The organism is Fructobacillus sp. CRL 2054 (assembly GCF_028764065.1).
Classification (GTDB): Bacteria; Bacillota; Bacilli; order Lactobacillales; family Lactobacillaceae; genus Fructobacillus.
The window spans coordinates 43,994-57,745 of record NZ_JACOFN010000001.1; the positions used below are offsets into that span (position 1 = coordinate 43,994).

Below are 13,752 nucleotides of genomic sequence, written 5' to 3' on the forward strand. Positions count from 1 at the left end.
ACACTTACAGATAGGAAGAAAAGATGATTGACTTTTTCAACCTGGCAGTCAAATACCTGCCCGAGCTCTTCATGACAGCGCTCAAATATACCCTCCCATTAACGGCCATTGCCTTCTTCTTTGGTATCATCCTGGCCTCCATTACCGCCATCATTCGAGTGGCTAAATTACCACAAAACGAATGGGCAGCAGCTGCGCTTCAACTACTTAAGTGGTTAGCAGCAGCCTACGTTTGGTTCTTCCGTTCCACACCACTTTTGGTGCAACTCTTCATTGTTTTTTACGGTTTGCCAAACGCTCACATCGCTCTTTTCCAATCTGCTTGGGTTTCAGCAATCACCGTCTTTTCACTCAATACTGGGGCCTACGCTTCCGAAACGATTCGAGCAAGCATCGCCTCCGTACCCGAAGTACAAAAGCAGGCAGCCGAATCCTTAGGGATGACAAGCGCACAGGTCTATTGGAACGTGGTTTTACCACAGGCAGCACGGATTTCCATCCCACCGCTCTCCAACTCACTGATTTCACTGTTAAAGGACACTTCCTTGGCATCCGTTATCACAATTGTCGAAATTTTCTACCTAGCCCAACAAATTGCCGCGGCGAACTATAAGGTTCTATCCATGTACATCTTAGTGGCTATGGTTTACGCCTTCTTCACGTCAATCCTAGCGATTGCCCAACATTACTTAGAGAAGTACACATCGAGGTTCGCACAATGATTCAAGTTGAACATCTTTTCAAGCACTATCCTGATAAAGTCGCCCTCGACGACATCAATCTCACCTTCCCGGCCGAACAAACCATAGCCATCGTGGGTCCTTCTGGTTCTGGTAAGTCCACCCTGCTTCGTTCGCTGAACCTACTGGAACGGCCGGACCAGGGAAAGTTGCAAATCGATGATTTGACTTTGGACCTTTCACAGCCAATCACGACAAGCCAAATCTTACAGATTCGGCAAAAAACGGCGATGGTCTTCCAGGAAAAGGCTTTGTTCACGCACTTAACGGTGATGCGTAATTTGACCGAAGGTCCCATTAAGGTTCAAAAGAAGAACAAGCAAGAAGCCGAAGCAAAGGCCAGCGAACTCCTCGAACAATTTGGTATGTCCGAACTAGCCGACCGCTATCCTTACCAACTTTCTGGAGGACAGCAACAGCGTGTTGCCATTTTACGAGCGCTGGCTATGTCACCAAAATACCTACTATTAGACGAACCAACATCCGCTCTCGATCCCGAGTTAGAGGCACAGGTTCTGCGTGTTCTGAAAGACTTAGCAAAAAAAGATACTTCGATGGTTGTCGTCACACACAACATGGCCTTTGCAGAACAAGTCGCCGACCAGATTGTTTTCATTGATGATGGTAAAGTTGGCTATAATGGAGCTACGGAAACTTTCTTCCACTCTGATAGCGAACGCATTCAACAATTCTTGGGAGCAATGTCCTTCTAATGGCCAAACGTCGAAAACAATCTAAATCCCGCTTTTCTCAAACCATTGCAATTATCATCGCAATTGCTGCTGTACTCTCCTACCAAGCCTTTGGTCAGGATAATCACAAGCACAAATCAAGTACCGGGCAAAGTCAGTCCAAGGTACTTCAATCGGCAAAGAAAGCCAATAAGTCTGCCAATACCCCATCAAGTTCTGCCTCTAACGATGCTGATTTATTAAACATCAAATGGGACGGCACCCTTGATGGCGATATTGTTCATTTGAATAATAACCAGGCGACTTTTACAGCGACTGAAATGCAGGAAACCTTTCCCGGCAACGGCAGTAAGCTAAACCCAGTCGATGGTCTTTCACTATCGGCTCTTGATTCCTTAGGCCGTTCTCAGCAAGCTAACTTTGTCGCTTCTAAGGCTGCTATGGATCAGGTTACCAAGCGTCCTAGCCAAATCCCACAGTCAGTTCGACCATCCGGTTGGAACCAAAACGATCACTTTAACGGGACCGCCTGGATTGGTGGCTACCACAACAATCCCAAGGTTACCCTTGGCGGTAGCAAGCAAGCCCTCTGGAATAAGTCCCACATCGTCGGTTACCAGTTCTTTGGTATGCCTACTATGGTGACGGAAAACATGACAACCGGGACCCGCGTTGAAAACGCCTATCCAGGTCAGTTAGTACCGGAGGATGATATCCGCTATGCCATTAAGCAGAACCCAAATATCACCATCCGCGGACAGGTAACTCCTGTTTACTCAGGTAACGAACTCGTACCCCGTGGTGTTCACTACATGGCCAAATCGGTTGAAGATAATGGGGCTAGTCTCAACCTGAACTACTGGATATTTAATGTTCAACCTGGTGTTACGATTAACTACAATACCGGCTCATCAACAATCAATTAAAGACAAAAAGGGCACTTCCTATTAAATAGGAAGTGCCCTTTTTCTTTACCTATATAGCTGCATTTTATTTAAAGGAATGAATATCAAATAATTATCTAAAAAAAGAGAAACGATTTCTCGTTTCTCTTTTGAGATGCCCTCGGTGGGAGTCGAACCCACACGGTGTTGCCACCACTGGATTTTGAGTCCAGCGCGTCTGCCAATTCCGCCACAAGGGCAATTCGTTTTTTACAACTATATCAGTTTATCAAGGGGAGCACTCCCTGTCAAGAATAAAACGATATTTTATTTGGAATTTTTACGAGATGTCTCGTCAGCTAACCACTCGGCATGCGTTTCGTTTTTAACTAAGTGTCCAACGTGTTCTTCGGCGTTTTCTAACAGATCAATAATGTGGGAATCGGTTAAACGGTAAGTAACTGTCCGTCCGACTTTTTCATCCGTTACCACTTGTTCTTCACGCAAAGCCTTCAATTGGTGTGAGACAGCCGATTGTTCCATTCCAAGCTCTTCTACTAGCTCGGAAACAGTATACGTTCGCTCCTGTAATAGCATCAAAATTGCTAAACGCTTTTCAGCCGAAAGCAATTTAAAGATATGGCTTAATTCTTCAAGGATTCTTTTTTGCATATCCCTATTATAGCAAAAGCAATCGAAGTCAGACCGACCTAAAATAGACAACAAAAAAAGCCCCTGCCGAAGCAGGGACTTTTCAAATCTTTTAGTCTTGAACAATCAAAACAGAAATCTTTGAGTTACGTGCGATGTAAGCAGCTTGAGAACCGATTGATCCCCAGAAGCCTTGACGTGAGTGGGCACCCACAACAAGAAGGTCAGCCTTCACAGAAGGAGCAATGTCCTCGACCATGATTTGGCCAGCCTTGTCACCGTCATCAAAGACAGTGTCAACTTGCTTTACGCCTTGTGATTCAGCGTATGCACGGTACTTTTCCAAGTTCTTTTCAATTTCTTCGCGCTTTTCCTTGATAGCGTCCAAGTGCAAAGCGGCAATGGCTGACAAGTCACCCATTTCCAAAATTGAAGCAATAATCAAGTGTGCGTTATCTTCGCGCGCTTGGTGGATGGCGTTTGCCAAGGCGTTGTAGCCTTGTTCTGATTCATCAACACCAACCAAAATTGTCTTGAAATGCTTTGGTTCAACATTCAATTGTAATTCAGCCATCATAGCCTCCTAAATTCTACTCGCTTTTATCCGGCAAACATGTTCCAGACAAGAACGATGTTGATAATCGTCAATCCAACGAAGCAGAGCCAACCAACCCACTTTACCCAAGCAGAGTTAGCAAACTGTCCCATAATCTTCTTTGAAGAAGTAAAGTAAATCAATGGGGCCATTGAGAATGGCAAGGCGATTGACAAGAATACCTGTGTTGATTCAATCAAGGCATCCATTTGTGATTCGTTACCACCGTACATGATCGCAATGATCAATACAGGCGTGATGGCGATACCACGGGTAATCACACGACGAAGCCACATTGGGATACGGAAGTGCAAGAACCCTTCCATGATGATTTCACCGGTAAGAGTACCAGTAATCGTTGAGTTCTGACCTGAAGCCAAGAGGGCCAAGGCGAACAATGTTGACAAAACAGGTGATGCAATTGCACCAGCGATGTTGTGGTCGTTCAATGCGTCGTACAATTGGTGGAAACCGTCCAATTCAGTAGCGTGACCGAAGAACAAAGCGGCACCAACAATCAACAACATTGAGTTGATGAAGAAGGCCAAAGTCAATTGGAGGTTTGAATCCCAAGTCATCAACTTGATAGCTTCCTTCACTTCAGCAGGATCATCATGGTTCACTTGACGTGTTTGTGAAATTGATGAGTGCAAGTAAAGGTTGTGAGGCATAACCGTGGCACCAATGATACCAGCAGTCAATGTGATTGGGCTGTCCAATCCGTGAAGTGCGTCAGTTGACAAAGTCTGTGGACGAGGTACGTAGTTACCCATAACCGCTGCCCAGTCAGGCTTTGACAAGACTGTCAAGTAAACGAAGACAACCAAGATCGTCAAAATCAAAGTCATAACAATCGCTTCAATCTTACGGAATCCAAACTTCATCAAGAGAAGAAGGATGATAACATCGAAGGCAGTCAAGAAGATGGTAACCAATAGTGGCCAACTAAACAACAATGACATGGCAATGGCACCACCAACAACTTCGGCGATATCCGTTGCGACCAAGGCCAATTCGGTCATGATCCAGAGTGCGTAACGGCCGAACTTGTTCGTACGGTTACCAGTGGCTTGGGCCAAATCTTCTTGCTTAACGATTCCAAGCTTACCAGCCATGTACTGCAAGAGCATGGCAATCAATGATGAAATCAAGATAACTGAAAGCAACAAGTAGTGGTATGCAGCTCCACCCTTGATTGATGTAACCCAGTTACCTGGATCCATATAACCAACGGCAACCAAGGCACCTGGCCCTGAGAAAGCTAACAAACGGCGCCAGAAAGATCCATCCTTTGGAACTTCAATCGAACCGTTTACTTCTGCCAATGACTTCTCACCGGCGTGCTCAATCAATGAATGATGAGTCTTTTTATTCATGGAATTGTCCATAATTGTCTCCTTTGGAATTCTCCTTAGGAAGGTGGTCATTGAATGTCGTTAAAAACGAACGCAGCAAAAAAGTTCACAAGACTTTCTTGCTTAATATCGAGTTATTCTAAAGTAGATAGAATAGCAGAATGCTATCGTTTTTTACGCTAAATAATTTTCATAAAGGATTTCATTCAACTTGGTTGTTGAAAGCTTATGAAAGGTACTTAACCCAATGACTTTTTCCTAAGTCTAGAATTAATATTACACGAGCAGCAGAACAGGTCAAGTGTAATTTTTGTCATCTATTTCCCTTTTTTGTCTCATATTTATATAAAAAGGCTTAGGAACAAGCCCTAAGCCTCTTTTATGATTTAATCTTAATTTAACATTTCTTTGTAATTCTCTCATATAAGTGAGAACCATTCTTATTTAACCAGAAACAGAGAATATTTAGCGTACAATACAGCTTAAATTGTATTGCAATTTTCTTGATGATTAGCCTCTTCAATTTGGATCGTTACGTGGCTAATTCCAAAGTCATGTTTTAATTCATCCTCAATAATGGAGAGTAATTTTTGACCATGATTATTTTCTAAGACGTCATCTGAAAATGCGAGATGCACCGTCAAAGCAGTTTCCGTCGTCGATAATGGCCAAATATGCAAATCATGCAAAGAAACAACTCCTGGTTTCTTCGTTAAATAGTCATAAATCGCATCTTCATCGATTTCATCTGGTACACCATTAATGGCTAAGTTGACCGTTTCTTTCATCACAGGCCAAGCTGTAATTAGAATAATCAAACCAATTAACAAAGAAACGATTGGGTCAATCAACTGCCAACCAGTGACTTTAATCAACCAACCCGCAAGGATCACGCCAATCGAAACACCCGCATCAGACAGCAGATGGATGTAGGCCGTCTTCGCATTCAAATCTTGGCCATCCCCGTGTCCATGACCGTGTCCACCGTGGCTGTGACCATGCTCGTCTGGTACACCAGAAGCCTTAAAGAGCATGGCTGTTGAAACGTTCACAACAATGCCAATGGCAGCCACTATGGTAATCATGACACCATTCGTATGAATATGACCAGGGTTCAATAAATCACTCATTCCCTCAACAAAGATTGTTCCAACAGCAAAGAGCAACAGAACAGTGTTAAAAATTGAAGCTAGAATGGAAACATTGTGCCAACCGTAAGTTTTACTACGCGTGGCTTTGATACCAAAAACCAAGACTGCTAACCAGGCGATCACGAGTGCTAACACGTCTGATAAATTGTGAAAGGCATCGGCAAACAATGCCGTTGAATGGGCTAACTTTGCAAAGACTAACTCAGACAAAACGAAAATCAGGTTCAAACTAATCCCAATTAGATAGGGTTTCTGCGAAGGCTGTGCAGCCTGGTGTGCATGCTCGTGAACATGATTTTCCTTCGGTTGAGTTGCAGTACTGGAGTGGCCCTTCTCTGAATCATGCCACTCTTCTTGTTTAGACATATACTCTTCCTCCTTTTTGTATCATACCTTTTTTCTAAATAAAAAAAAGCCTTTCGGCTTAATTTTTCAATTGACTAAAGAAATTAGTGGCATCTCCAATTACCTGTTCAACACCCGGCATACTTGGCAATGGTGTTAAATTCACAGCAAAAATAGGCACTTGGTTATGCGCGTAATTTAGCAATCCAGCAAATGGATACACCTTAAAAGAAGTACCAACCAGACAAATCAAATCGGCATCGGCCACCCAAGAAACCGCCTCTTCCACACGGAATGGTACTTCACCATAAAAGGTGATTCGAGGGCGAATCTTGGCATGATCTGAGGCCCGGTAAAGCGACTGTTGATACTCAGCAAGAGTTGCTTTCCGCCCATCCTTTGGACAGTAGAGGTCGTAAAGAGAGCCGTGAAAGCGAATCAATTGCTTATCAGAAAGGCCTGCTTTCACGTCCAAATCATCAATATTTTGAGTAATCACACGGGCACGTCCTTCACGAACAAAGTCGGCCATCTTTTCATGGATGACATTCGGCTTGGCGTCCGGGAAGTAGAGGTTATCCTGCATGAATTGATATTGAATCTCTGGAATGCCTTGGAAAGCCTGGTCAGATAAAAGATACTCTGGCGAATACTGTAAACCCTGATAGACTCCGTTCTTTGAACGATAATCAGGAATACCCGACGCCGTTGAAACCCCTGCCCCAGTCAAAAAAACAATTTTCTTTGCATGGTCAAAGGCTTCTTGGATTCTTTCATCAACCATTTCCATTCGTTTATCCCCCTTATTTACGCACAATGTATGGTAGGGCCAATTTTTCCAGCAAGTCCTTCACTGGTAATTCGTACAGTTCCTTAAAGAACTTAGGACGATCTGCCGGATTTTTAGGTGGTGCGATAACAAAGGTATTTTGTTGATCCTGCTTTCCTAATCCAACATAGGCCTTTTCCTTTGAAGCAAAGTCCGTCATATCAGAATGGAAAATCTCAAATAGGTTCTTAACAGGTCCTGCCAATTGACGTTCTGACAATACCGGTGCCAAAGTGACATACTGCTTCGCATTAACCGTTGGCAACTGATCTTTTTCAAGTAATTCGTCAAGGCCAGCAAAGAGTCGAACAATCGTCTTACGAATCGTTCGGGAGTCCTTCAAATCGGCTGTCATAATTGGCTCGGCCAAAGCCTTGGCTTCAGCATTTGCCTTTGGATAGAGCTTTGAAAAGGCCTTTTCTGCACCCTTAGCTTCTTCAAGAAGTCCCTGTTCTTTCAATACAGCTAGCAAAATTTGAGCATCAACAAGTGAAAGCAAGCGGAATAGATGTTGACCATCAATTTCGCCTTCTTCAGCCGTTAACTCATCTTCAATTCCCGCCTGGAAAGCACTGGCAGTATCAGCAGTCAAATAGCCCTGCTTAGCCATTTCACGGTAGGTAATACCGTGCATCACCATCTTGTGCAAGCGGCTAGCGATGGTCACCAGCTGTTGGTCCAGCGCATCATCTTCAAAAGTCAGTCCGAAGAAAATTTGAGGGACAATGCCATTCAAAGAAAGCATTAACTGCAAGAGTTCGTTACCAATCACAAAATCAGCTTCCGTTTGATCTGGCACTTCAATTAACAAGCGGTCTGCTAAAAAAGACTGCTTGGCTTGGTCCAAACGTAAACGTCCTGACTTTTCTTGACCCGTACGTACCATAACCGTTCCAGGATAGGTCTGGTTCACTTGTTCGAGTAAAACTTCCAATTTTGGCGTCATGGTCTTCTTAATTCTCCTAAGATTCTTTCTGCGTTTTCTTGGTCAATTTGTCCCGACTGGGCTAACTCATCGGCCACCGCCATGATTTCATCAGGGCGGGCACCCGCTTGAACAGCCAGTACACGAGCCTGCATCTTCATATGTCCAGACTGAATTCCCTTACCTGAAACTGCTTTTAAAGCAGCCAGATTATTGGCCAATCCGGTTGCTAAAATAACCTTCTTTAATTCATCAACCGTTGGATTGCCAAGCAATTCTAAATTTTTCTGTGCCATTGGCAAAGCGGCAATCGCCCCTCCAAGGACACCTATATTGAGAGGCATCGTTAATTGACCAACCAATGCCTCCTTATCATCGCTCAATTGCCAGGTTGACAATGATTGATACTTACCAGACTTAGCCGCATAGGCATGCCCAGCCGCTTCAACAGCCCGGTAGTCATTACCAGTAGCCATAACTACTGCCGATAAGCCGTTAAAAATACCCTTATTCTCTGTCACCGCACGGTCAACATCGTCTTTCGAAAAGTCCGAAAGTGAAACGATTTTTTCGGCAGCCATTTCACCGCCCACCGCTTCAACGGGCACAGAACCTTGAACTGTCACCAGCGCATCTCGGCCGGAATTAGTCAGGATAGCTGCAACGATATTGTCCTGATAGGGTTGTAGACAAGATTTTACCGCTTCCAAAATGGTGTTCACGGCATTGGCTCCCATCGCCTTTCCTGTCTGTACAGTTAGGTCTAGAGCAGCCTGTTCTTCACCCACAAAACGAAGGTTTACCTTTTTAAGGCCGTCGCCACGTTCCACCATGGAAGGCTTAGCCTTTTCCGCAGCAGCAAAAATAGCTGCCTTATTTTGATCAACGAAGGCCTGCAGTTTGAACTGGTTAACGCCTTTAAAGAGAATTTGACCACCTAATAATGGCTGACTGGCCTTTTTTGAGCTAAAGCCACCAGCTAAGCCAATCATTCGAGCACCGTTATTAGCAGCGGCGACCACGGATGGTTCTTCCGTGACCATTGGCACTTCGTAAACCTTACCATCGACAACAAGGTGATGTAAAAGTCCCTCAGGTAACCTGAAGTCAGCTAAGTAGTTCTCAATTATATTTTCTAATTCAACAGACTGCTGTCCCTTATAAAAGTCAGCTAAGTCAGTTGGTAAATCTAACGTTTCCAGCCTTTCGGCAGGTGATAATTGGTAAAACTTTTTTGTCATGAATGACTAAATTCCTTTTGAATCAATTCGAAAATAAGACCTTCGCGAACGCCTGACTCCGAGAAAATAACCTTAGGAGAATGAAGCACGCGAATCAAATTCAAGACGGGCAGTAAGCCAGAAATAATAATATCTGCTCGGTTCTTTTCCAAGCCCGCCAAGTGTTCTCGTTCCTTGCGGTTCATCTGAGAAATCTCAGAGAAAACCTGCTCCACTCGATCAGCAGAGAGAAATAGACCGTGTAAACTTGTCTGGTGCTGCTTAGCCCAGCCTTTCTTTTCCGCCATTTTTGCCAGTGAACGATTTGCCCCGCCCAATAAGATAACCGGTTGATCCTGGTTATCTTTAATAAAGGGCAGCTTTTCATAATCAGCATGGATTTGCTGACAGGCGTTCTTAATATCTTTTTCTGAAATCACATCCGCAAGGTGGTATTTTTCAGATAAATTAACAGCTCCAAAGGGCAGCGATACCTCTGCTTCGGCCATTTTTTGATGGTAGGGTATCAGTTCTACCGACGCGCCACCGGTATCTAAAATCACAGCTGACTGTTCATCTGGCAAGGAGGACAAAACACCTAGAAAATCATAGTGGGCTTCTTCTTCTCCGGTCAGCACACGCAATCGCACGCCAATCGCCTGATACACGCGATCTAAAAAGTCCTGTTGGTTCTTAGCCGTTCGAACAGCGGCCGTCGTAATACCATAGATGGCTTCAACAGAAAACTTTGTCAGTCGTTCACGATAGTCCGTTAAAACACGTAACGTTCGCTGGATTGGTTCTTCTTGAAGCATGAGGGAGTCCCCCATGCCCTGAGAGAGGCGGGTATCTTCTTTTACCCGAAAAATCTCTTGGTAAGTGCCGTCTTCTTTCAACTTCTCGACGACCATTCGGGCTGAATTACTCCCTAAGTCGATAATTGCAATTGTCTTTTCTCGCATAGCGGCCCCATTTAGTGATTATTGTCCAGTATAACACGGATATTCGTTAAAGAAAAAAGCATTAGACGGCTGTCTAATGCTTTTATTAGTTGATTATTCATCAACCGTTTCATTAATTTGTGATAAGTAAGTTTGGGCAATACTCAAGCCACTTGATGGCACGTCGCCTCCGAACTGTGAACCAGTTTCCTTAGCAGACAATCCCAACTGCTTACGAAGCTTATCCGTTACACGTTGCTTTTCCGTATCCGTTACGGCCTGGTATGACACGCCACTAAGCATGACACCAGTTCCCTGCATATGATCGGAATCCTGGTGCTTTGCAGCAGAACGATACTTCTGAGCAATCTTCACGATATCGTTAAAGGAAAGATCAGTTTGTGCGTACTTTGACAAAGATTTGATGAAAGATGAGTTCAACAACGTATCCGCGTTGATTGCCTTCTTAATCATTGCCTGCATAACCAAACGTTGACGTTGCTGACGTCCGTAATCCCCTTGCGGATCATCATAACGCATACGTGAAAAGGCCAAAGCCGCATCACCATCCAGCTTAGTCTTTGATGATGACCAAGTAACACCGTTATCATCGGACTTCTCCCACTTAGTAGAACCCTTGTGGAAACGATACAAGTTTGGACCATAATCATGGGCCGTATCTTGACTATATTGGAAATCCATTGGGGATTCAACAGAAACACCACCAACCTTATTAACCAAAGTCTCCAAGCCCTTCATGTTGACCAATGCGTAGGAATCGACTGGAACGTTCAAATAGTTCTGAACGGCCTTCATTGTCGCTCCAACGCCACCAAAGGCGTAAGCTGAGTTCAACTTTTGTGGGAAGGAATCCTCGTAGCCAGGAATGGCCGTCAAGATATCACGTGGAATCGACACCATCGTGGTCTTGTTTGTTTTTGGATTAACCGTTACCAACATCATGGAATCCGTTAATCCAGTTCGATCACGGTTTAATTCACCAACATCAGTTCCCAATACCAAAATTGAGAAAGGCTTTCCGCGGGCAATTAGGTTTGATACGTTACGGGTCTTATTAATGTGAGCAGATTTTTGGATATCATCAATAGCACCTTTATACTGGGCATAAAGGTAGGTTCCCCATCCAGCGGTACCAAGAATAATAACCGTTAAAATCCAAAAAATCCACTTACGAATACGACTTCGCTTTTTACGCTTTGCACGTATGCCTTCATTACGAACTGCACGTGAAAGCTGTTTTGGCTCTTCTTGCATAAATATTTTTGCTCCGCTTCTAACGAATTTGAGATTTACTCTTAACTTTTATTATTCTATCACAGTGCATGTTAAACCAAGGTTAAAAACCGTCAAAGAGCGCATTCTTAGTAAAAGCTTTACTTTTAAAATATAAAAAAAGACGACTAGGAAATCCTAGTCGTCGTTATTTATAAAGTGATTAGCCAGCGATACCAACGATAGTGTCACCAACGATACCAAATCCAACCTTAGTGAATGAGGCGTTCATCAACCAGTTATGGTGAGCAGGTGCTGCAACCATTCCAGTTTCGTTGTACCATGCATCAACGACTGATGATGGTGACCATTGGATAGCAACAACTTCAGGTCCGGCAACTTGTTGGAAGTGACCAGTTGGCAATCCGCCGTTTGCTTCAGCGTTTTGTGCACGTGAAACAGCAGTTGCGGCCAATGAAGCATCGTATGATACAGGTGCCAATCCAGCAGCTGCACGCTTAGCGTTCATAGCGTTAATGATTGTTTGAACTGAACCAGAAGCACCAGCTGAGTAAGCTGTGTAGTTAGTTGAAGCAGTTGTAGCTGCTTGTGCTTGTGTGTTCGTGTTTGTAGTAGCTTGTGTGTTAGCTGAATCATCAGAAGTTGATGCAGTAACGTTTTCATCAGCAGCTGCTGCAACTGAAGCAGTTGCTGTGGCAGTAGTTGATGCGGCTTGTGAAGCAACACCATCAGTTGAGATTGTGTTACCAGCGATGATCAAGTCAGCGTTAGCAATGTTGTTCTTAGCAACCAATTCTTCAACAGTTGTGTTGTTATCTTCGGCGATCTGTGACAAAGTGTCACCAGCCTTGATTGTGATATCGTTGGCTGAAGCTGAATGACCTGCTGCCGCAAAGGCAGTAGCTGAAGCTAAAGTAGCCAAGATTGTCTTAGTAAGTTTATTCTTCATGAGAGACTCTCCATATTTTTCTACTTATTTTTTAAATAATTGGCTTGCTTAATCAATAAGCGCTCAATCTATATACCTATTCTAGGACACCTGCGTTACCACATAATATCCCATAGGTTACGTTTATATTACAATATTTCAACCGTAAATGCAAATTTTATAGGCTCAACAAAAGAGAACCATAGGTGAAGCCAGCACCAAACCCGGTTAGCAAAACTTTCTTTCCCGATAAATCGACTTTTTGATTTAACTGATCAAAGGCCATCGCAATCCCTGCCGATGAGGAATTACCATAATGCTGGACGTTCGTTACGAACTTTGTCATTGGTTGGCCTAAAATTTCAGCCACCTTCTCAATCATTCGTAAGTTGGCCTGGTGTAGGACAAAATAGTCAACATCATCAACCGTCAATCCCTCTTGATTCAAAATCGATTGAATATGCTCAGGAATCAAAGTCGTCACTTCATTATAAACCGCTCGTCCCTCTTGGGCAAAAGCATCAATTTTAGGATAATTATCTGCCGAGAGCTTTGTCAATGGTGCGATGCGTCCTGAGTGCACAACTTCAGCATCACCACGTGTATGCATCTCTTCTGCTTGGATGAACTCGCCATCATCCTTAGCCAAAAGGACAGCACCCGCCCCGTCTCCAAAGAAGACAGTCGATGTTCGGTCTTTGAAATCCATCATCTTAGAATTTACTTCCGCAGAAATAACCAAACCATATCGGTAATCACCCGTACGCATAAATTTATCAGCTGTCGACAGACCAAAAACAAATCCAGCACAGGCTGTTGATAAGTCATAACCCCAAGCATTATTGGCCCCAAGGTTTCGTTGAACTAAAGCAGCTGTAGAAGGTGCCAATCCATCCGGTGTAAAAGTCGTGACGATAATAAAGTCAACTTCATCGGCCGCTACACCCGCCCGTTCCAAAGCCTGTTCAGCCGCCTTGGTTGCTAAATCAGAGGTGTTCTCCCCTTGAAGTGAAACATGGCGAGACTCAATTCCAGTGTGTGAAACAATCCACTCATCACTAGTATCAACGACTTTGGCAAGATCGTCGTTAGTTACTATATCTTTTGGCACATAGTGGCCGCTGGCCAGTATCTTACTTCCAATCATAATCATTCCTATATTGAATTGGAGCAAATGTCTACTAAAAGACGAAAGTGCTCACTAAGAGATTAACGAATCTATACTAAATTAACATAAAAACC

At 43.8% G+C, this 13,752-nt stretch carries 14 protein-coding genes and 1 tRNA gene; 3 read left to right on the top strand and 12 right to left on the bottom strand.

The window, feature by feature from the left end; genetic code table 11:
* Positions 1 to 23 precede the first annotated feature (23 nt).
* Genes H7198_RS00230 through H7198_RS00240 form a run of 3 tightly spaced genes read left to right on the top strand, consistent with a single transcriptional unit; the run spans position 24 to position 2,358 of the window.
* Positions 24 to 722 carry an amino acid ABC transporter permease gene (locus H7198_RS00230; protein WP_274457652.1) on the top strand — a complete coding sequence of 233 codons (699 nt, stop codon included), beginning with the start codon at positions 24 to 26 and terminating at the stop codon, positions 720 to 722.
* Positions 719 to 1,453: an amino acid ABC transporter ATP-binding protein gene (locus H7198_RS00235; RefSeq protein ID WP_274457654.1), complete on the top strand. Its 735-nt coding sequence runs from the start codon at positions 719 to 721 to the stop codon at positions 1,451 to 1,453. Before H7198_RS00230 ends, H7198_RS00235 begins: the two co-directional genes overlap by 4 nt.
* Entirely contained in the window at positions 1,453 to 2,358 is a 906-nt protein-coding gene (locus tag H7198_RS00240; RefSeq protein WP_274457657.1) for a DNA/RNA non-specific endonuclease, read from the top strand. The genes H7198_RS00235 and H7198_RS00240 overlap by 1 nt, the downstream gene beginning before the upstream one ends.
* Positions 2,359 to 2,492: 134 nt before the next feature.
* On the opposite strand, the gene H7198_RS00245 is transcribed toward H7198_RS00240, so the two are convergent.
* From H7198_RS00245 to H7198_RS00300, 12 genes are all read right to left on the bottom strand, one after another.
* Positions 2,493 to 2,576, bottom strand: a tRNA-Leu gene (locus H7198_RS00245).
* Positions 2,577 to 2,643: 67 nt separating this feature from the next.
* Positions 2,644 to 2,988, bottom strand: coding sequence for an ArsR/SmtB family transcription factor (locus tag H7198_RS00250; RefSeq protein WP_274457658.1), 345 nt, complete (start codon positions 2,986 to 2,988; stop codon positions 2,644 to 2,646).
* A gap of 91 nt (positions 2,989 to 3,079) precedes the next feature.
* Positions 3,080 to 3,541 carry a universal stress protein gene (locus tag H7198_RS00255; protein WP_274457659.1) on the bottom strand — a complete coding sequence of 154 codons (462 nt, stop codon included), beginning with the start codon at positions 3,539 to 3,541 and terminating at the stop codon, positions 3,080 to 3,082.
* 26 nt (positions 3,542 to 3,567) lie between these two features.
* Entirely contained in the window at positions 3,568 to 4,950 is a 1,383-nt protein-coding gene (locus H7198_RS00260; protein WP_274457661.1) for an Nramp family divalent metal transporter, read from the bottom strand.
* Positions 4,951 to 5,399: 449 nt separating this feature from the next.
* Positions 5,400 to 6,434 (bottom strand): cation diffusion facilitator family transporter, encoded by a 1,035-nt coding sequence (locus H7198_RS00265; protein ID WP_274457663.1) that lies wholly within the window; start codon positions 6,432 to 6,434, stop codon positions 5,400 to 5,402.
* Positions 6,435 to 6,492: 58 nt separating this feature from the next.
* On the bottom strand, positions 6,493 to 7,203 hold the full coding sequence (locus H7198_RS00270) for an NAD-dependent protein deacylase (RefSeq protein ID WP_274457665.1): 711 nt from the start codon (positions 7,201 to 7,203) through the stop codon (positions 6,493 to 6,495).
* 13 nt (positions 7,204 to 7,216) lie between these two features.
* Positions 7,217 to 8,188, bottom strand: a complete 972-nt coding sequence (locus H7198_RS00275; RefSeq protein WP_274457667.1) for a nitrate ABC transporter ATPase — start codon at positions 8,186 to 8,188, stop codon at positions 7,217 to 7,219.
* Positions 8,185 to 9,408, bottom strand: a complete 1,224-nt coding sequence (locus H7198_RS00280; RefSeq protein WP_274457668.1) for a hydroxymethylglutaryl-CoA reductase, degradative — start codon at positions 9,406 to 9,408, stop codon at positions 8,185 to 8,187. The genes H7198_RS00275 and H7198_RS00280 overlap by 4 nt, the downstream gene beginning before the upstream one ends.
* Entirely contained in the window at positions 9,405 to 10,349 is a 945-nt protein-coding gene (locus H7198_RS00285; RefSeq protein ID WP_274457670.1) for a Ppx/GppA phosphatase family protein, read from the bottom strand. Before H7198_RS00285 ends, H7198_RS00280 begins: the two co-directional genes overlap by 4 nt.
* Before the next feature lie 93 nt (positions 10,350 to 10,442).
* Positions 10,443 to 11,603 (bottom strand): LCP family protein, encoded by a 1,161-nt coding sequence (locus tag H7198_RS00290; RefSeq protein WP_274457672.1) that lies wholly within the window; start codon positions 11,601 to 11,603, stop codon positions 10,443 to 10,445.
* Between the two features lie 181 nt (positions 11,604 to 11,784).
* On the bottom strand, positions 11,785 to 12,531 hold the full coding sequence (locus tag H7198_RS00295) for a CAP domain-containing protein (protein WP_274457674.1): 747 nt from the start codon (positions 12,529 to 12,531) through the stop codon (positions 11,785 to 11,787).
* 157 nt (positions 12,532 to 12,688) lie between these two features.
* Positions 12,689 to 13,657 (bottom strand): beta-ketoacyl-ACP synthase III, encoded by a 969-nt coding sequence (locus H7198_RS00300; protein ID WP_274457677.1) that lies wholly within the window; start codon positions 13,655 to 13,657, stop codon positions 12,689 to 12,691.
* Positions 13,658 to 13,752 lie beyond the last annotated feature (95 nt).